The 17,858-nt window shown below is 66.1% G+C and carries 23 protein-coding genes; 14 read left to right on the forward strand and 9 right to left on the reverse strand.

Annotated features, from left to right (window positions below; genetic code table 11):
* Positions 1-52: 52 nt before the first annotated feature.
* The 3 genes from hisG to AX729_RS41235 form a co-directional block, all read right to left on the reverse strand.
* Positions 53-1,030, reverse strand: coding sequence for an ATP phosphoribosyltransferase (gene hisG, locus AX729_RS23610; protein ID WP_061026676.1), 978 nt, complete (start codon positions 1,028-1,030; stop codon positions 53-55).
* Between the two features lie 3 nt (positions 1,031-1,033).
* A complete protein-coding gene (locus tag AX729_RS23615) occupies positions 1,034-2,185 on the reverse strand; it encodes an ATP phosphoribosyltransferase regulatory subunit (protein WP_061026707.1) in 1,152 nt (383 codons plus the stop codon).
* A 251-nt stretch (positions 2,186-2,436) separates the two neighbouring features.
* Positions 2,437-2,961, reverse strand: coding sequence for a hypothetical protein (locus AX729_RS41235; protein ID WP_245325353.1), 525 nt, complete (start codon positions 2,959-2,961; stop codon positions 2,437-2,439).
* Positions 2,962-2,973: 12 nt separating this feature from the next.
* On the opposite strand from AX729_RS41235, the gene AX729_RS23625 reads away from it, so the two are divergent.
* Positions 2,974-3,480, forward strand: a complete 507-nt coding sequence (locus AX729_RS23625) for a hypothetical protein (RefSeq protein ID WP_061026677.1) — start codon at positions 2,974-2,976, stop codon at positions 3,478-3,480.
* A 167-nt stretch (positions 3,481-3,647) separates the two neighbouring features.
* Positions 3,648-4,496, forward strand: coding sequence for a helix-turn-helix domain-containing protein (locus tag AX729_RS23630; RefSeq protein ID WP_245325355.1), 849 nt, complete (start codon positions 3,648-3,650; stop codon positions 4,494-4,496).
* Here the strand turns inward: AX729_RS23630 and AX729_RS23635 are convergent.
* Complete coding sequence (locus AX729_RS23635; protein WP_061026679.1) at positions 4,493-5,248, reverse strand: 16S rRNA (uracil(1498)-N(3))-methyltransferase; 756 nt, start codon at positions 5,246-5,248, stop codon at positions 4,493-4,495. The genes AX729_RS23630 and AX729_RS23635 overlap by 4 nt on opposite strands.
* A gap of 209 nt (positions 5,249-5,457) precedes the next feature.
* On the opposite strand from AX729_RS23635, the gene AX729_RS23640 reads away from it, so the two are divergent.
* On the forward strand, positions 5,458-6,087 hold the full coding sequence (locus AX729_RS23640; protein WP_061026680.1) for a hypothetical protein: 630 nt from the start codon (positions 5,458-5,460) through the stop codon (positions 6,085-6,087).
* Positions 6,084-7,016, forward strand: a complete 933-nt coding sequence (gene ubiA / locus AX729_RS23645; protein WP_061026681.1) for a 4-hydroxybenzoate octaprenyltransferase — start codon at positions 6,084-6,086, stop codon at positions 7,014-7,016. Before AX729_RS23640 ends, ubiA begins: the two co-directional genes overlap by 4 nt.
* A gap of 194 nt (positions 7,017-7,210) precedes the next feature.
* Here the strand turns inward: ubiA and AX729_RS23650 are convergent, their stop codons facing one another.
* On the reverse strand, positions 7,211-7,729 hold the full coding sequence (locus AX729_RS23650) for a DUF6101 family protein (protein ID WP_061026682.1): 519 nt from the start codon (positions 7,727-7,729) through the stop codon (positions 7,211-7,213).
* A gap of 262 nt (positions 7,730-7,991) precedes the next feature.
* On the opposite strand from AX729_RS23650, the gene AX729_RS23655 reads away from it, so the two are divergent.
* The 6 genes from AX729_RS23655 to lpxK all read left to right on the forward strand — a co-directional run bounded on the left by AX729_RS23655 (position 7,992) and on the right by lpxK (position 13,541).
* On the forward strand, positions 7,992-9,377 hold the full coding sequence (locus tag AX729_RS23655) for a TldD/PmbA family protein (RefSeq protein WP_061026683.1): 1,386 nt from the start codon (positions 7,992-7,994) through the stop codon (positions 9,375-9,377).
* Between the two features lie 71 nt (positions 9,378-9,448).
* A complete protein-coding gene (locus AX729_RS23660; RefSeq protein WP_061026684.1) occupies positions 9,449-10,255 on the forward strand; it encodes a 3'(2'),5'-bisphosphate nucleotidase CysQ in 807 nt (268 codons plus the stop codon).
* Positions 10,256-10,315: 60 nt separating this feature from the next.
* Entirely contained in the window at positions 10,316-10,558 is a 243-nt protein-coding gene (locus tag AX729_RS23665; RefSeq protein WP_061026685.1) for a DUF4170 domain-containing protein, read from the forward strand.
* Positions 10,555-11,268, forward strand: coding sequence for a lysophospholipid acyltransferase family protein (locus AX729_RS23670; RefSeq protein WP_061026686.1), 714 nt, complete (start codon positions 10,555-10,557; stop codon positions 11,266-11,268). The genes AX729_RS23665 and AX729_RS23670 overlap by 4 nt, the downstream gene beginning before the upstream one ends.
* A complete protein-coding gene (locus AX729_RS23675) occupies positions 11,261-12,532 on the forward strand; it encodes a 3-deoxy-D-manno-octulosonic acid transferase (protein ID WP_061026687.1) in 1,272 nt (423 codons plus the stop codon). The genes AX729_RS23670 and AX729_RS23675 overlap by 8 nt, the downstream gene beginning before the upstream one ends.
* Positions 12,525-13,541 carry a tetraacyldisaccharide 4'-kinase gene (gene lpxK / locus AX729_RS23680; protein WP_061026688.1) on the forward strand — a complete coding sequence of 339 codons (1,017 nt, stop codon included), beginning with the start codon at positions 12,525-12,527 and terminating at the stop codon, positions 13,539-13,541. The genes AX729_RS23675 and lpxK overlap by 8 nt, the downstream gene beginning before the upstream one ends.
* Before the next feature lie 109 nt (positions 13,542-13,650).
* Here the strand turns inward: lpxK and AX729_RS39915 are convergent, their stop codons facing one another.
* Entirely contained in the window at positions 13,651-13,803 is a 153-nt protein-coding gene (locus tag AX729_RS39915; protein WP_156457167.1) for a hypothetical protein, read from the reverse strand.
* Here AX729_RS39915 and AX729_RS23685 point away from each other — a divergent pair.
* Positions 13,798-14,133, forward strand: coding sequence for a GYD domain-containing protein (locus tag AX729_RS23685; protein WP_061026689.1), 336 nt, complete (start codon positions 13,798-13,800; stop codon positions 14,131-14,133). The genes AX729_RS39915 and AX729_RS23685 overlap by 6 nt on opposite strands.
* Before the next feature lie 253 nt (positions 14,134-14,386).
* Here AX729_RS23685 and AX729_RS23690 read toward each other — a convergent pair whose 3' ends face one another.
* Positions 14,387-14,572 carry a hypothetical protein gene (locus AX729_RS23690; RefSeq protein WP_061026709.1) on the reverse strand — a complete coding sequence of 62 codons (186 nt, stop codon included), beginning with the start codon at positions 14,570-14,572 and terminating at the stop codon, positions 14,387-14,389.
* Between the two features lie 496 nt (positions 14,573-15,068).
* Here AX729_RS23690 and AX729_RS23695 point away from each other — a divergent pair, with 496 nt between their 5' ends.
* The gene (locus AX729_RS23695; protein ID WP_061026710.1) at positions 15,069-15,383 is read left to right on the forward strand and encodes a hypothetical protein; all 315 of its coding nucleotides are present in this window, start codon (positions 15,069-15,071) and stop codon (positions 15,381-15,383) included.
* Between the two features lie 16 nt (positions 15,384-15,399).
* Here the strand turns inward: AX729_RS23695 and AX729_RS23700 are convergent, their stop codons facing one another.
* Positions 15,400-15,627, reverse strand: a complete 228-nt coding sequence (locus AX729_RS23700) for a DUF2093 domain-containing protein (protein WP_014491939.1) — start codon at positions 15,625-15,627, stop codon at positions 15,400-15,402.
* A 194-nt stretch (positions 15,628-15,821) separates the two neighbouring features.
* Here AX729_RS23700 and AX729_RS23705 point away from each other — a divergent pair, with 194 nt between their 5' ends.
* Positions 15,822-16,646 (forward strand): dienelactone hydrolase family protein, encoded by an 825-nt coding sequence (locus tag AX729_RS23705; RefSeq protein WP_061026690.1) that lies wholly within the window; start codon positions 15,822-15,824, stop codon positions 16,644-16,646.
* A 194-nt stretch (positions 16,647-16,840) separates the two neighbouring features.
* Complete coding sequence (locus tag AX729_RS39920) at positions 16,841-16,990, forward strand: hypothetical protein (RefSeq protein ID WP_197433655.1); 150 nt, start codon at positions 16,841-16,843, stop codon at positions 16,988-16,990.
* A 117-nt stretch (positions 16,991-17,107) separates the two neighbouring features.
* Here the strand turns inward: AX729_RS39920 and AX729_RS23710 are convergent.
* Positions 17,108-17,858, reverse strand: a 751-nt coding sequence (locus tag AX729_RS23710) for an exodeoxyribonuclease VII large subunit (RefSeq protein WP_283807813.1), incomplete at its 5' end; no start/stop codon positions are given.

Genomic DNA, 17,858 nt, shown 5'->3' on the forward strand with positions numbered 1-17,858 from the left:
AGCATATGGTAGCTGCCGTTTGCTGTCGCTACGCTGAACGAACCCCCGGGGCTCACCGCCCCAGGAACGTTTCGAGCTTGGCGAACAGCGGATTCTCGCGGTCGAACACGTAATCGAGCGAGACAACCGAGACGGTCTCCGCGCCATGCTCGCGCAGGAAGCTCGCCAGTGCGTAGAGCTGCCCCGGCGGGCAGTGCAACGTCAGCATGCCTGATGAGGTTGGCGCGCCGAACGGTGCCTCGACACCGAAACGACTGTGGGCCTCAGCGAGCAAAGCCGCGTCGCATTCCCGGAAGCGGGTGCGGACCTCGCGGTATTTGTTGGCCCGGGCCCGTGCCGCGATGTGATCGAGGATGACGCGCGCCGTCTCCCGCGCCTGCGGCGACCAGTCGGCCTCCTTCGAGGCGACCAGATTGGCCTGGCTGCGCAGGATCACGCCGTCGTCGAGCACCCGGAGGCCATTGGCGGCGAGCGTCGCGCCCGTCGTGGTGATGTCGACGATCAGCTCGGCGCTGCCGGCGGCCGGCGCCCCTTCGGTCGCGCCTGCGCTTTCCACGATGCGGTAGTCGGTGATGCCATGCGTCTGGAAGAAGCCGCGGGTGAGGTTGACGAACTTGGTCGCGACCCGCATCCGCATGTGATGCTGCTCGCGGAAGCCGGTGGTGACGTCGTCGAGGTCGGCCATGGTGCGGACGTCGATCCAGGCCTGCGGCACCGCGACGACGACGTCGGCATAGCCGAAGCCGAGCCCTTCGATGAGAGACACGCGCTTGTCGGCATCCGCGATGTTCTCGCGCACCAGGTCTTCGCCGGTGACGCCGAGATGCGCAAAGCCGCGCGACAGTTGCGAGGCGATCTCGCTCGCCGAGAGATAGGCGACCTCGACATTGTCGAGGCCCGCGATCGTGCCGCGATAGTCGCGGGCGCCGCCGGCCTTCGACAGCTTGAGCCCTGCGCGGGCGAAGAAGGCCTCGGTATTCTCCTGAAGGCGGCCCTTGGAGGGAACGGCCAGAACGAATGGCGCGCTCATGACTTAAGCTCCCACCTTGCGGCCGATCCGCGTCAGCGCGTCAACCCAGACCGAGAAGCCGACCGCGGGGATCGGCGCCGTCGAGCCGAGCTGGGTCATCAGGCCGTCATAGCGGCCGCCGGCGACCAGCGGCTCGGCGCCGTTGCCCCTGTGATGAAGCTCGAATTCGAAGCCGGTGTAATAGTCGAGGCCGCGCCCGAACGCCGTCGAGAAGCGGGTCTGCTTCACGTCGATGCCGCGCGCGGCCATGAAGCCGACCCGGCTCTCGAACTGATCGATCGCCGAGGCGAGATCGAGCTTCGCGTCGGCGGTGAGCGCGCGCAGCTCGGCGATCGCCTCGTCGGGATTGCCCGCGATCGACAGGAAGCGCTTGAGCACGGCGATGGCCTCGCGCGGCAGCGCGCCGCCCTTCAGCGTCGATTGCTCGAGGAAGCGATCGGCGATCTCCGCCGTGGTGCGCCCGCCGACATTGGTGGTGCCCGCGATCGACATCAGATCGGTGACGAAGGCGAGCGCCGCCTTGCGGTCGGAGCCGGCGAGGGCGGCCAGCACGCCCTCATATTCGCTGCGCGTCGCGGTGGTTGCGGCCGCCAGTCGCTCCAGATCCTTTTCCAGGCTGATCTTGCGGTTGAAATCCTTGACCAGGCGGCGGCGCCAGACCGGATAGAGGTTGAGTGCGTCCAGCAGGGCATTGAACAGCGCGACGTCGCCGGTGCGGATCTCGACATCGCGGACGCCGAAGGCGGCGGTCGCCTCCAGTGCCAGCGCGAGCATCTCGGCATCGGCGGCGGCACGGTCCTGGCGGCCGAACGATTCGATGCCGGCTTGCAGGAATTCGCTGGCCTGGCCGCTGCGGTAGCGAAACACCGGGCCGAGATAGCTGAACCCGGCCGGCTGGCCGGCGCGCCCCGAGGCCAAATAGTCGCGCGCGACGGGGATCGTCAGGTCCGGGCGCAGGCAGAGCTCCTCGCCGGTGAGGTCCGTGGTCAGATACAGACTCTTGCGGATGTCCTCGCCCGAGAGGTCCAGGAACGGCTCGGCCGGTTGCAGGATGGCGGGCTCGGCCCTGACATAGCCGGCCTGCGCGAACGACAAGAGCAGCGTATCCGCCCAGGCGGCGGAGCCGGCAGCATTTGAGGTGGCAGTCGCGGTCATCTCAGGGTCCATCATCCCGGTGGAACCGGGCAGGCTAAGGAAGGGATGGGAGTTGGCGCAGCCCTTAGCATGGCCCGAATGCGGTTTCGACCTCCAAAGGATCAATCGCTTAACGAGTTTGGCGCGGCACCGGCCCCGTCGCCAGGGCGTGACACGCCACGTCGCTTGTATCTCGATCAGGTAATATAATACTTATCCCGTGTCTGCTCCCGTTTCGTCGCGGGGTGCGCGCCGCACGAGACGATTCGGCTTCATTCGTTCGGGCTGCGGAGTGGGGGTGCCTCGGTCGCCGCACAGGTCGCGCCTGCTGCGGCGGACACCGCTTCTGCCGCAAGTTGCTCCGCCAGGTCGAGGACCCTTCCCCTTCTGCCGGGGTCCGTGAGGCGGAGAAACGCCTTGATGAGTCGCAGCGCCTCGTATCGTCCCGCCTCGGGCACGACATCGTCATTCGTCGCCAAATCTTCCGTCGCCAAGTCTTCCGTCGAGTCTTGCATCGCCAAGTTCTTCCATCGCGATCGCCCCTCGGCGGCGCCGCCTTCGTCGAAATCGTTGGATGAGTGGTCGCGCACCAAAGACGCGGCGGTCACCGCTCCGGCAGGCACGCCGAAGGTCCAACCTTCACTGCTGTTCGCGAACTCGTCGGCGAACCATGTCCGATGCAGCCGAAGGCCAGCGTCACAATGGGAAATTGAGGACGGCTGGCAAGTCGCCGCATACTCATTTTGGGTATGGCAGATGATCCGTTCGCTGCTGCAGTTCGTTACAATGTGAATCACGGTTTCAGATTCATGCGCAATGCCTCAGATATTATCCGGACGGTCTCGCGACACACGCTGGCCTACATGCTGTTTTCGATCAGCGAGCTCTTCCGGCACTACGAAGACTTCGATCCGCTGGACCTTCTGATCGTTCATGCGGTCCTGAATGCGAACGTCATTCACGTGATGAACAATCCGGCGCTGGACGAGAAATTCTCCAGCATTCATGCGGTCGAGCCGGATTTGATCAAGCAGGGGGTCTCTCGTGCGGCACTCTCCCGCTTCCTCAGCCTGCCACTGGAGACGGTTCGCCGTCGCGTGACAGGACTGAAGAGGCGGAAGATTCTCGCCGAGACGAAGGCCGGACTCATCGTGACCGAGCAGAACGCATTCAGGTTTGGAAACAACCACGAACTGCAGAAGACGAACATGCTGTTGCTCACGAAGCTGCTTCGCGATCTCAGGCGTGCCGGCATCAGCGGGCCGGATGATCTGCGCGCCTCCAAGGGCGCCACGTCCGCCAAGAAGGCAAAGTAAGCGGGATGGATCAAGGCTGTCTCGATACTGCGCGCGAGGGAGCGCAAGAGCTGGCGACGGACCGCTTGATGTCCTTCCAGGAGCTCAAGCCATCGTCAGCCCTCGAGCTCAGGGCGTATGACATCGACCATTTCGGCGAGACCGAGCGATATGCCGGCGCATCCAGCATGCCGTTGTCGGTCGGGGCGACGGCAATCATGCGGGCCCGGCTCAGCCTGCCGACCCTGACCCTCTCTCTGGTGAAGACCTTCCCGAGGATCGTTCGCGGCTATCAGTTGAACAATGCCGTCGCCGTCGTGGTGCCTATGGATCACGTCACCTCGGCGCGCATCAACGGGCAATCGATGGGCCGTTCCATCGTCGTCCTGAAGGGCAGCTCCGATTGCCTGGTCTACGAGCCGGAGGGCCGGCTGATGGCTGTGCTGTATTTCAGCCTGCCGCAGCGCGAACCCTGGGTGCAACTGGATGATGGCTATCGCCTGGTGAACCCGCCATCGGACGTCCTTGCCTCGCTGCGCCGCCTGATCTCAGTCACGCTGGAAATCGCGGCGCATGACCCGGACTTCCTGAACCAGCCGATGTCGCTGACCGCCGTCGAGCAGTCCCTGCTCAGCACGATGGACGCCGCGCTGCGCACCGGCGTGAGCTGCGGACCTGCGTCGTCCGCCACGGACGGCTATCGGCGGATCGTCGCGGACATGGAAAGATTGATCCGGCAAGATCTGACGGTCTGGCCCAAGACGACCGAACTGGCCGCGCAGGTGGGCGTGTCCGTCCGGACTCTCCAGAGCGCGACCCAGGCCATTTGCGGCATGAGCCCGCATCGCTATAGCCGGATCCTGCGGCTCTGGTCGGTGCGCAAGCAGCTGCGCATCGGTCCCGGGCCGCGCAGCGTGAAGGCGTGCGCGATTGCGCACGGCTTCTGGCATCTGAGCGAGTTCGCGGCGAGCTACAGGGCGGCCTTCGGAGAGCTGCCGTCCGAGACCTTGCACCGGGCGGTGCAGGAAACGATCTAGCCGCTTCCCCCGCCCCAGTCGCCCAGCACCGCCTGCACCAGCGCCAGGGCTGCCACGGCGGCGGTGTCGGCGCGCATGATCCGGGGGCCGAGGGCCAGCCGCAGGATGTTCGGCTGCCGCAGCAGCAGCGCTCGCTCCTCCTCGGCGAAGCCGCCTTCGGGGCCGATCAGCACGTCAATACCTCCGCCGGCCTCACGGGCGCGTTGCAGGTTTTGGACAGGGTCCTGGACCTCCGCCGCCTCATCGCAGAAGATCAGCAGCCGGCCCGCGGCGCGCTGGCTCAAGAAGCGCTCCAGCGGCACCGCCTCGGCCACGGTGGCGATGCTGAGGATGCCGCATTGCTCGGCCGCCTCGACGACGTTGGCGCGCATCCGCTCGGTGTTGACCCGGGCGGCCTGGGTGTACCGGGTGAAGACGGGTTGCAGGGCGGCGGCACCCATCTCGATGGCCTTCTGCACCATGTAGTCCAGCCGGGCATGCTTGAGCGGCGCGAAGACGTAAACGAGGTCGGGCAGTCGGTCCTGGGGCCGGGTCTGCTGCAGGACGACGAGGCCATCCGGCCGCTTGCGGCCTTCGAGGGCGGCCTGCCATTCGCCGTCGCGGCCGTTGAAGGCCAGGACCTCGGCCCCGGCGGAAAGCCGCAGTACATTGCCGAGATAATTGCTCTGGTCGCGGTCGAGCTCGACCCTGGCGTCCTGGGCGAGGGGGGCGTCGACGAACAGGCGAGGGGCGCGAAAATCGTGGGAAGGCATCGTTCAAGGTCCAATTTACCGCCGTTCTTAGCCGAAAGCCGCCATTTCGGGGTTAAATATTGCCAAAATGGTGCGTCCCGGCGCCGCGCTCTTGCCCTATTCAACGGGTTGTTAAGCGCTGGCGGGAATCGTAAAAACGCGAACACGCTGGTTGCGCTTCAATTGCAAGACGCCGAACCCCGTAAGCTCCTGCCGGAGAAACCAATTTGATGATCCGTCATTTGATGGTTCCGATCACTGCCGCCATGCTCGCCATGGGCACCGCGGGTGCCTATGCGCAAAGCGCCTTCCCGGCGCCGCTGCCAAACCAGGCTCCGAGCAGCTCAGCCTTTCCGCCCGTGAACGGCTCAGCGCCCGTCGCCTCCGTCGGCGCTGCGCCGCAATCCTCCTTCCCCGTGAACGGCGCGGCCCCGATCGGCGGTGCCGGTCCCGGCGAGGATTGCATGAAGGCCTTCGTTCCTCTGCGCGAGGAAGCCGAGAAGCGGGGCAAGCTGATCAAGGCCGCAAGCGACCGTCACGCGCCGCCTGACGAGGCCTGCAAGCTGATCCGCAATTTCAGCCAGGCTGAAGTCAAGATGATCAAGTACATCGAGACCAACGCCGCCAAATGCGGAATCCCGCCGCAGATCGGCGCGCAGATGAAGGACGGCCACAAGAACACCGAGGCCATGGCGACGAAGGTCTGCAACGTGGCGATGCAGATGCAGCAGCAACAGGCGCGTCCGGCCGGCCCGTCGCTGAGCGAGGTCCTGGGTTCGGGCTCGGCGCCGGAAATCAATGCAGCCAAGAAGGGCGGCAGCACCTTCGACACGCTCAACGGCAACGTCCTGACCCGATGAGCGATACATCCGCCCGCGTTGCCGATTCCACCGGCAACTGGGTCGATACCGTCGCGCCGCATTGGGCGCGACCCTACCTGCGCTTGTCCCGCTTCGACCGTCCGATCGGCTCCTGGCTCCTCTTGATGCCGTGCTGGTGGTCGGCGGCGCTGGCCGCCGGCATGGCGCACGACGTCCGCGGCCTGCCACTCACCATCGCGCTGTTCTTCGTCGGCGCCTTCGTGATGCGCGGGGCCGGCTGCGCCTGGAACGACATCACCGACCGTGACCTCGACGCCAAGGTCGAGCGTACCCGCTCGCGGCCGTTGCCCTCGGGGCAGATCAGCGTGAAGCAGGCGCTGGCTTTCCTGGTCGCGCTGGCCGTGACCGGTCTCGTCGTGTTGCTGCAATTCAACCGTTTCGCCGTCCTGACCGGCATCGCCTCGCTTCTGGTCGTCGCGATCTATCCCTTCATGAAGCGCATCACCTGGTGGCCCCAGATCGTGCTCGGGCTGGCCTTCTCCTGGGGCGCCCTGATGGGATTTGCCGTCACCTTCGGACGGATCGACGTCACCGCGCTCGTGCTCTATGGCGGCGCGATCTCCTGGGTGATCGGCTACGACACGATCTACGCGCATCAGGACGCCGAAGACGACGCGCTGATCGGCGTCAAGTCGACCGCGCGCCTGTTCGGCGCGCATACGCACCAGGCGCTGATCCTGTTCTATGGGCTCGCTGTGATGTTGATCGGCGTCGCGCTGGCCTCCGCCGATGCGCGCTGGCCGGCCTGGCTCGGCCTTGCCGCCTTCGCCGCGCATCTGGCATGGCAGATCGTGCGGCTGAGGATCGACGATCCCGAGCTGTGCCTTCGCCTGTTCAAGTCGAACCGGGATGCCGGGCTGCTGCTGTTCGCGGGATTGCTGGCCGACGCGGTGCTGCGGGCGGCCTGATGGCCACTCAATTCCTTGCGATGATCTCGCGTTCGCCGCGATGAACCGGTAGCTCGCGGACGCGGTAATGAGGGCGTCGTAGCGGCTGCGTAGGGTGGATTAGCGAAGCGTAATCCACCTCTTCTGTTGCCGCGGAAATATAAGAGGTGGGTTACGCCTACGGCTAACCCACCCTACGGCACCGTGATTGCCGTTTAATTCCTCGCGATGATCTCGCGCTCGCCCTGATGAACGGTGAGCTCGCGCGCCATCGCAACGCGGCGGCGCATCAGGAATTTCGGCCGGCGGGCGCGGATCGCGTTGGCGCGGCGGCGGCGCGGTGCCGGTTTGCGTGCGCCTTCGTCGAGCTGCGGCAGCGCGAATATCTCGCTCCAGATCGCCCAGGCCTGCGCGATCTCGTCGGCATCGGCGCCGACCAGCAGCGGAATGGACAGGGAGGGATCGCGATGCACGAGGACGAGGGTCTGCGCCTCGTCGTTGCCGCGCAGCGCGACGCCGGTGAAGTCGCTGACGCGCACGTTGATCGCCATCTGCATGCCGCGCACGGCACGGCGCAGCACGACACGCTCGCGATGAAGCTCGATCTGCCTGACATGTCCGTCGGCGCGCGGATCGTGCGCGTCGAAGCGGACCGGAAGGGAAAGAGGGTCGAGCCGCAAGGAGCGGCTCGACCCGGCGGGAGCGATCCCGCATGTTGCTGTTTGACGCCTCACGGCTTGGTTCTCCCCGCCGGGATTATGTTCCCGGTCGATGCGAGGACCCTAGCGCGCCCCTTTCCGAAACCGCTTAAAAAGGCTGGTTAACCCACCGTCACTGCAGCTCATGATTGACAAGACCTTGGCGCGCATGATTGACGAGACGTTGCCCCGAAGCCGCGAATCTGAGCTTTGGCGAGCTGAAAATGCTTGAAGTCCCCGCTATCAGGGCACATCTGTGGGTTCCGGTCCCGAACCCCGCCCCAACAGGATTTCGTTCGTGAACTCTTCACCAAGCTCGACGACCACGGCCCATCGCGACCTGTTCGATCAGTCCGCTCTCTCCGATCTCGCGCAGCGGCTGGTCGAGGCGGCCAGGCGCGCCGGCGCCGACGCGGCCGATGCGGTCGCCGTGCGCGGCGTCTCGCAAGGCGTCGAGGTGCGCGACGGCCGTGTCGAGGAATCTGAGCGGTCCGAGGGCGACGATGTCGGCCTGCGCGTGCTGGTCGGCCAGCGCCAGGCGGTGGTCTCGACCAACGACGTCAGCGGCGATGCCGTCACCAAGCTCGCCGAGCGCGCGGTCGCGATGGCGCGTGTTGCGCCCGACGACAAATATGTCGGCCTCGCCGATCCCGCGCTGCTCGCGCGCGACTTCCCCGATCTCGACCTGCTCGATCCCGACGTGCCCGCGACCGCCGAGCTGGAGCGCCGCGCGCTTGCGGCCGAAGCTGCGGCGCTCGGCGTGAAGGGCGTGACCAAGTCCGGCGGCGCCTCGGCTTCCGCCGGCATCGGCGGCATGGTGCTCGTCACCTCGACCGGCTTCCACGGCACTTACCTGCGCTCCAGCCAGGGCATTTCCGCCACCGCCATATCGGGCGAAGGCACCAGCATGGAGCGCGACTACGACTTTACCTCGGCGCCTCACGGCGCCGATCTCTTGTCGCCGGAGACGGTCGGCCGCTCCGCCGGCGAGCGCACCGTGGCGCGCTACAATCCGCGCAAGGTCGAGACCTGCAAGGTGCCGGTGGTGTTCGATCCGCGTGTTGCCGGCTCGCTGGTCGGCCATCTCGTCGGCGCCATCAACGGTGCCTCGATCGCGCGCAAGACAAGCTTCTTGAAGGACAAGCTCGGCCAGCAGCTCTTCGCGAAAAACATCCGCATCGTGGACGATCCGCTGCGCAGGCGCGGCCTGCGCTCGCAGACCTTCGACGCCGAAGGCGTCGCGGTGAAGAAGACCGCGCTGGTCGACGAGGGCGTGCTGACGACCTGGCTGCTCGATTGCGCGACCGCGCGCGAGCTCGGCCTCACCACCACCGGCCACGCCCATCGCGGCGTCTCGTCCTCGCCGTCGCCCGGACCGTACAATCTGCATCTCGAAGCCGGCGCGCCGACGCCAGCCGAGCTGATCTCCGACATCAAGCAAGGGTTCTATGTCACCGATTTGATCGGCTCCGGGGTCAACGGCGTCACCGGCGATTACAGCCGCGGCGCCTCCGGCTTCTGGATCGAGAATGGCGAGATCACCTATCCCGTCAGCGAAGTGACGATCGCGGGGCATCTGTTCGAGATCTTCAAGTCCATGCAGCCCGCGAACAATCTCGAGTTCCGCTACGGCATCAACGCGCCGACGGTGCGCATCGAGGGTTTGACGCTTGGCGGACGCTGATCGCGCAGATGCTGTTTGGCCTACCTCTCCCATGGGGAGAGGCGGTCCTCGGATGCGGCTCGGTTGACCCGATGACGCCTGTTCTCGATGAAGCCATCCTTATGCGCGATGCGGCGCTGCTGAAGGACACGGTACGGGAAGCGGGCGCGCTCGCGCAGTCGATGTTCCGCACCGAGCTGAGGAAGTGGACCAAGGGTGCCTCCTCGCCGGTGTCGGAAGCCGACATCGCCGTCAACGATCTGCTCGAGGCGCGCCTGCGCGCTGCAACCCCCGACTATGGCTGGCTGTCCGAGGAAAGCGCCGACGATGCGGCGCGGCTGTCGCGGCGGCTGACGTGGATCGTCGATCCCATCGACGGCACGCGCAATTATCTGGGCGGTCATGACGAGTGGTGCGTCAGCGTGGCGCTCGTGGAGGACGCCTCGCCGGTGCTTGCCGCGGTGTTCGCGCCGACCAGCGACGAGTTCTTCTTCGCGGTGCGCGGCCAGGGTACGACGCTGAACGACAGGCCGGTGCGGGCGACGTCCGGATCCGCGCTCGACTTCGCCCGCGTCGCCGGCCCGAAGCCGCTGGTCGAGCGGCTGAAGCCCTCACTCGGCGAGATCACGCTGCATCGGCGAATCGGTTCGCTCGCGCTGCGTCTGTGCCGGGTCGCCCATGGCGCGCTGGATGCGGCTTTTGCGGGCGGCAACAGCCATGATTGGGACCTTGCGGCGGCCGATTTGATCGTGCAGGAAGCGGATGGTAGGATGAGCGATCTCTCCGGAGAACCCATCCTCTATAACCGCCGGGAAGTGGCGCACGGGGTGCTGGTGGCAGCGGGACGCGATCGTCATGCGGGCATTGTCGCGCATTTTCGAAACCGTCCCTTGCCGTGAAGCGCTTCGTCGTGCTTGTCGGACACTGCTTTGCCGGGCAGCCCCTTAGGAACAGGACCCATGCCAGATAGTGCCCCGCAACAACTGCTTCACCTCGTCATCGGCGGCGAGCTCGTCGATCTCGAGCACAACACCTTCAAGAATCTCGACGACGTCGAGGTCGTCGGGCTCTATCCGAACTATGCGACCGCTCACGCCGCCTGGCGGGCCAAGGCGCAGAGCACGGTCGACAACGCGCAGATGCGCTACTTCATCGTCCACCTGCATCGGCTGCTCGACCCGAATCAAGATTCGGCGCGTTGAAAAAACTGCTTCGCAATACGCTGCGAAGCAGCTTCGTTCAGCGTGCCGTCGGGGTCCTGGCGGCCGAATATCTGCGTCTGGTCTGGCGGACCAACAAATTCACGTTCGATCCGCCGGACGTCTATGAACGCGTCGAGCCCCAGATCCCCGCCATCTTCGCCTTCTGGCACGGTCAGCATTTCCTCACGCCCTTCATCAAGAACAAGGACTGGTACAAGGCCAAGGTGCTGATCTCCCGGCACCGCGACGGCGAGTTCAATGCCATCGCCGCCGAGCGGCTCGGCATCGGCACTATCAGGGGGTCCGGCGACCATGGCGGCGCGTTTCACCGTAAAGGTGGCGTCGGCGCCTTCAAGGAAATGGTGCGGACGCTGGAAGCCGGTTGTAATGTCGCGCTGACCGCCGACGTCCCCAAGCGCTCGCGCGTGGCGGGGCTCGGCATTATCATGCTGGCACGGGAATCGGGGCGGCCGATCATGCCTTTCGCGATGGCGACCAGCCGATTCGTCCGGCTCAAGAACTGGGACCGCACAACGATCAATTTGCCGTTCGGGCGGGGCGCATTGGTCGGCATCAAGGAAATCCACGTTCCTCCGGATGCCGACGCCGCGACGATGGAAGCGTTGCGGCAGGAGCTGGAAGACACGTTGAACGAAGCGACCCGCCGCGCCTACGCGCAACTCGGCCGTCCGGGACCGGAAGATGCCTAAATCGCTGCCCATTGCGCTGCCGATCACGCTGCGGATGTATCGGCGCCTGGCCTCCGGCCTGGTGCCGCTCGCGCCTGCGCTGATCAAGCGGCGGCTGAAGCAGGGCAAGGAGGATCCCGCGCGCGTCGGCGAGCGGCGAGGGCTGTCCCGGGATGTGCGGCCGCATGGCCCCCTGGTCTGGATCCACGGCGCCAGCGTCGGCGAGGTGCTGGCCGCGGCGGCGCTGATCGAGCGCCTGCGCGATCTCAATCTGCGCATCCTGCTCACCTCGGGCACCGTCACCTCGGCGGCCGTGGTGGCGAAGCGCTTTCCGCCTGACGTCATCCATCAATACGTGCCGTATGACTCTCCGCGCTATGTCGCGCGCTTCCTCGATCACTGGAAGCCGTCGCTGGCGCTGTTCATCGAGTCCGACCTGTGGCCGAACCTGATCCTCGCCGGCGCGGCGCGCCGGGTACCGATGGTGCTGATCAACGGGCGGATGTCTCCGCGCTCCTTCCCGCGCTGGCGGCGCATGCACGGCACCATCTCGGCGCTGCTGTCGCGGTTCGACATTTGCCTCGCGCAATCGAAGACCGATGCCGAGCGCTTCTCTGCGCTCGGCGGCCGCGACGTCGTCACGACGGGCAATCTGAAGCTGGACGTGCCGGCGCCGCCGGCCGATCCCGCAAAGCTCGAACGGCTGATGGCGATGACGCGCGGGCGTCCGATCATCGTCGCGGCCTCGACCCATCCGGGCGAGGACGAGATGCTGATCGCGGCGCATCGCAGCCTCTCCGGTTTCTTCCCGCAGCTCCTCACCGTGATCGTGCCGCGGCATCCGGATCGCGGCTCCGCGATCGCAGGCGTGGTCACGGCGTCCGGCCTGAAGCCGACGCTGCGCTCGCGCGAGGAGCTGCCGACGGCGACGACCGACGTCTATGTTGCCGACACCATGGGCGAGCTCGGCCTGTTCTATCGCCTCTCGCCGATCGTGTTCATGGGCGGATCGATGATCCACCATGGCGGCCAGAATCCGATCGAGGCGATCAAGCTGGGCGCCGCGATCGTCCACGGACCGCACGTCTTCAACTTCGCCGACGTCTATGAGGCGCTCGACGGCAGCGGCGGGGCGCTCCTGGCCGAGCCGACCGTGCGCGACAAGATGCAGCGCGCAGGCATCGGCGTGGTCGAGCAGCTCGGCGGCGCGCTCGATCGCACCATGACCGCGCTCGAGCCGTACCTACTGCAATTGCGGATCGAGATGGGGGCCGCCAATGCGTGAGCCGGCCTTCTGGTACCGGCCACGTTCCCCGCTATCGCATGTCCTCCGTCCCCTCGGTGTGCTCTACGGCGCCGCCACCGCATGGCGCATGCTGCGCAACGGCGTGGATGCCGGCATTCCCGTGATCTGCGTCGGCAACTACCATGTCGGCGGCGCCGGCAAGACGCCGACCGTGCTGGCGCTGACGAAGCTGCTTCGCGAGCTCGGCGAGACGCCGGTGGTGCTCAGCCGCGGCTATGGCGGACGCCTGAAGGGCCCGGTCATGGTCGATCGCACGCGTCACACCGCGGCTGACGTCGGCGACGAGCCCCTGATGATGGCGAGCGACGTCCCGGTCGCAGTCGCGCGCGACCGCCTCGAGGGCGTCGCGCTCGCGAAATCGCAGGGCGCCACCGTGGTTCTGATGGATGACGGTTTCCAGAACCCGCGCCTTCTGAAGGACGCGTCGCTGATCGTGATCGACAGCGAGCGCGGCCTCGGCAACGGCAATGTGTTTCCTGCCGGCCCCCTGCGTGCGCCGCTGGCGACGCAGCTCGCGCGCACCGACGCGCTGGTGCTGATCGGCGACGGTCGTGCCGCCAACGATGTCGCGGCGGAGCTTGCCAAGCGCGACAAGCCGGAGCTGCGCGCGCACCTGAAGCCCGTTGCTGCATCGCTCGCGCAGCTGTCCGGCAAGCGGGTCTTCGCCTTCGCCGGCATCGGCGATCCCGACCGCTTTGTCCGCACGTTGCGCGCCTGCGGAATAGATGTCGCGCGCACGCGTGCCTTCGCCGACCATCACATGTTTTCGAATGAGGAGCTCGCCGCCCTCGCCGTCGAGGCCCAGCGCGAGCAGCTCACGCTGGTGACCACGGAAAAGGATCTCGCGCGTTTGCGCGGCCGCGAGGGCGTGCCTGACGGCATCGTGTCGTTCGCGGTGCAACTCGAGTTCGACGATCCGGCAAAGCTGCGGCAGTTGATCAGCGATCATCTGTACAGGGCGCGCGAGCGGCGGTTCAGCGCGCGTTGATCTCGTGCATTAGGCAAGCGTCTCTGCCGTAGCTCGTCAAGCGAAGTGTCGCGGCTGACGAATTCTCTTCCGCACTCCTGGCAACTGATGTAGCCTTTCATGAGAGCCGTCACCAGGACGTGCCGAACTCCCGGCAATCATAGACGGCGTTTATGCCCACGGCGGGCGCGATCTTCATGATTTCAGATGCGACGGCCGCAACGACCAGTTCGGAGCGGCAGGGAGAGTCATTGCCAAAAGCAGAGGAGAACATGCCATGCATTTTTGCCTCACTGGCCAGTACACACCACGCGCTCTCAACGCCATCCTGGAAAACCCGGCAACCAATCGGCAGGAGGCCGCCAGGAAGCTCATTGAAGCGGCCGGTGGAAAGCTGATTTCAATGTACAGCGTTGCCGCCGACGGTCCCGGCGTCCTGGTGATCTTCGATGTGCCTGATCCGAGTGCGGCTCCGGCCATTTCCGGCCTGACCGTGACGGCGGGCACCCTGCAGAACGTGAAACTGGTTCGGTTGTTCACGCAGGACGAGATCAAGCAGGTCCGCCAGAACGCGGCGAAGCTGCGTTCTTCGTATACCCCGCCTGGAAGCTGACATCCGGATCTGACGCACAGCCGCCGCAGTCGAACGACGCGGCGGCTGTGCTCATGTCGAAATCGGAACCATGTCCGTAAAGAGGCATGGGGACCTGCCTACCACGCCCCGACGGCCATCAAGCTGACGATGGTCAGGCACGAGATGCAGGTCACGATGACGGTATAGCACTCGGGTGTATTCATTGCTGACTCCCAGACTGTTGCCAGTTGCTTGGTCACTGCTACGCGGGAGATCGCCGTGTCGGGCCGCTTCAACGCGGCAGGACGTGGCCGGTCTTGCGATGTGCCTCCGTGATCCCATCATCATCCTGCTCCGCATGGCGATGATCCGTTTCGAACGCCTCAGAGCGTTTGGCTGAGATCAGAAGCTGTTTGCGCATCTCGGCGAGACGGGCGCGGCAATATTCACGATAGAGCAGGTCTAATATGGTGGGCATGATCACCCCCAGCGTTGCCTTCGATTTACAGATATTCCACCGCGAATTTCCGAGGCGATCGTAGTCCGCCGATTGGCTCCTCGATATGAGCCTGTTCACAGAGGGCGGCGAATCCGAAGCTCGATGGCCGTCTGGTCGCTCGATTGCCTGGGCATCAGGGCCAGCGACCTCACGTGCAGGATAGCAGTGCTGTGTTTCACCGAGACTTCGTCAAACAACTTAAGGGCGCCAAGGCGCGGTGAAAATCCAACTACAGCGCGAAATGACTAACCAAGGAGTGCACGCGCTCTTCGATGCAACGCAGGCCGATGCGGCGGAGACCATTTCGTTTGTAGACGTGCAAGCGCGAGCAATGTCCGCATCTCCATGATGCTGAAAATTGCACCGCGCGTTCTGGCCGGCCGGAGCGTGCGCGTTGCCGCAGCTTTGGCATCCTCTCATTCAGGGGGCATTCATCGCAAAGGGTCTATCGCTTCCGGACCATCAGGAGAATTCGATGAAGCTGCCGTCTGCCGCCGTCGCCGCGAGCCTTTTGTGTCTGAGCATTGCGCCGGTGCTTGCACAAGCGAGTCCGCCGACGGCTCCGGCAGATCCGGCCGGCACGGTGCCCGTTCCCGCGACCAGGCGGGTCACGTGCCTGGCGACGACCCAGGCTCTGCAGGGACAGGACAAGCGCGACCAGATGCAGCTCTGCATGGCGCAGGCGCGCCTGGATTGCCTGAAGCAGGCGATCGATCAGAAGATCGTCGGGAAGGCCCGGAAGGATTTCATCAAGACTTGCGCAGGCTCGTCAGATGGCACGGTGCAATAGCCGCGCGCCATGGGCCTCACGGCTGCGGCTTGAGCGCGCCGGGGAAATGCCGCTGCAGCACGGCAGCGGGCGTGGCGTAGGCCTCCTGCAGGTCCACGCTCCAGTACTTCAGCTCGTCGAGCGGGATTCGCGTGTCGGTGATCGCGCAGCGCACGAAGGTCCCCGGCGAGATCACGCGGAAATCGCCGTCGAGATACTGCACCTGCGCTTCGCCATGGCCCGAGGGGCCGAACTTGTTCAGCACGGTCGAAAGTCTCCGCGGAAGGCCCCTCCCGGGAAAAGCCTGGAGGGCACGATGTGTTGGACGGGATGTAGCATAGATGGGGTGGCTTGTCCGCCCGTCAAACCCACCGGTTTGTGATGTTTTACCGCCGTTTTCGCGTGATGAGGCTTCGAGCGAAGGATCGCTGGTTCCGGCGTCTTCTCCGGCAGAGTCAGATGCGTCTTCGGCTGACCGCCCTGTTCCTGACCCTGCTGCTGTCGGCCGCGCGAGCCGCGCCGGTCCCGCAGCAGGTCGACATCCCGCTCGCGTCCGGGGTCCTCCATGCGCAGCTCTACAAGCCCGAGGGCGCAGGTCCGTTTCCGACCGTCATCGCGCTGCATGGCTGCGACGGCCTCGGCGGTCATACCGATCCCGTGCAGCCGCACTATCGGGATTGGGCCGAGCGCCTGCTCAGGGCCGGCAATGCCGTGCTGCTGCCCGACAGCTACGGATCGCGCGATCTCGGGCCGCAATGCCGAGTCAGGGAGATGCACGTCAAAGCGCGCCGCGAACGCGTCGCCGACATCGCGGCCTCGCGCGCCTGGCTGATGAAGCAGGCCTGGGTGGCGCACGACCGCGTCAGCCTGATCGGCTGGTCGAATGGTGCGAGCGCGCTGCTCTGGGCCGTGCGCCCGCAGAGCGCGGCGCGCGATCTCGGCCCGGATTTCCGCGCCGCGATCGCGTTCTATCCGGATTGCAGGGTCTCCGCCGGCCTCGGCTGGAGCACGCGGGTGCCGACTCTCGTGCTGATCGGCGTCGATGACGACGTGTCGTCGCCGCCGGCCTGCCGTCAGATGGTTGACGGCGCGCGCGGCCGCAGCGCGCTCGCGCGCATCGTGGTCTATCCCGGCGCCCATCATGATTTCGACCGCGGCGGCACACCGCTGCATGCGCTCGCCGGCAGCAACGATGCCGCCGCGCCCGAGCGCGGCCATCCCGGCACGGATGCGGATGCCCGTGCCGACGCCCAGAAGGAAGTTTCGCAGTGGCTGGCGCGGTGATGGCGGTCCAGTAGCCCGGATGAGCGTAGCGATATCCGGGAAGACCGTCCCGCATATCGCTACGCTCATGCGGGCTACCCCGGCTACAATTTCCGAAGCGGGGCCGACCGTGAATCTACGGATCGCGCGCCGTGGTAGTTTCAGCACCTGACGGCGCCTTAGTTCGACCACGATGTCGATTAAACGCAGTCCTCATGCGCAACCGCTTCGTCCTGTTCTCCTCCGCACTGATCGTCTTCACCGTCGCGATCTTCCTGTTCGAAGCCCACGCCGGCGCGCCAATGCAGGCGCCCGAGCATTGCGGCTTCTGGACCACGATCGACGCGGGATTGTCCTGCCGGTAAGTTTGACGGTGTCGTAGCCCGGATGAGCGAAGCGACATCCGGGACAGCCCGTTCCCGCATGTCGCTTCGCTCATCCGGGCTACGATAGCGTGTGTGCAGCACGCGCACCGCGCAGACTCAGAACAACGTGCCCTGATCCACCGGCTTGCCCACGCGCTTCGGCGCCGGTTTTGCGTCCTGCGCGGCCGCCTTCGGCTGCGCCGGTGCACGCTTTGCCGTGGACGTCGGACGATCCGCATCCGTCGTCGCGCCGACACGTCCATCCGCGAACTCGATCTCGACCCGTGCGCCGGGCCCGATCGCATCCGCCGCATGCAGCGGATGCCCGGCTTCGTCCCGCACCAGCGCAAAGCCGCGCGCGAGCACGCCGCGATAGGACAGCGCCGAGAGCAGTTTGCCGCTGTTCTCGACGCGGGCATCGAGCCGGTGCAGCAGCGTCGCAAGCGCGCGTTGCGCGCGTTCGGCGAGACGCTGGGTGCGCTCGCGCTGGCGGGCAATCGCGTTGCGCCGCGCCTGCGCGTTGGAGAGTTTTGAGGCCCGCAGGCGTACCTCCAGCCCGGCAAAGCGATCGCGCCGCTGCCGCAGCAGCGAGCGCGTGGAGAGGCCGAGCCGTTCGCCGCACACGGTGAGGCGGTGATCGGCCTGCGAGATCTGGCCGTGCAGCACCCGCAGCGTCAGCTTCGAACTGGCCGCGGTGAACCTGCGAAAATGCGCGTGCGTGTTGGCCTTGAGGCAGCGGGGCAGGGACGCGCCCGCCGAATCCAGCCGCTGCCGCGGGATCGCCAGCAGGTCGCCGGCGGCAGGTAGCGCGCGCGCTGCGGCGCGCAATTCGCTGCGGCGGCTCTCCTGGGCGCGCTGCCAATAGGCG

The sequence above is a fragment of the Bradyrhizobium sp. CCH5-F6 genome (genome assembly GCF_001556045.1).
Taxonomy (GTDB): domain Bacteria; phylum Pseudomonadota; class Alphaproteobacteria; order Rhizobiales; family Xanthobacteraceae; genus Bradyrhizobium.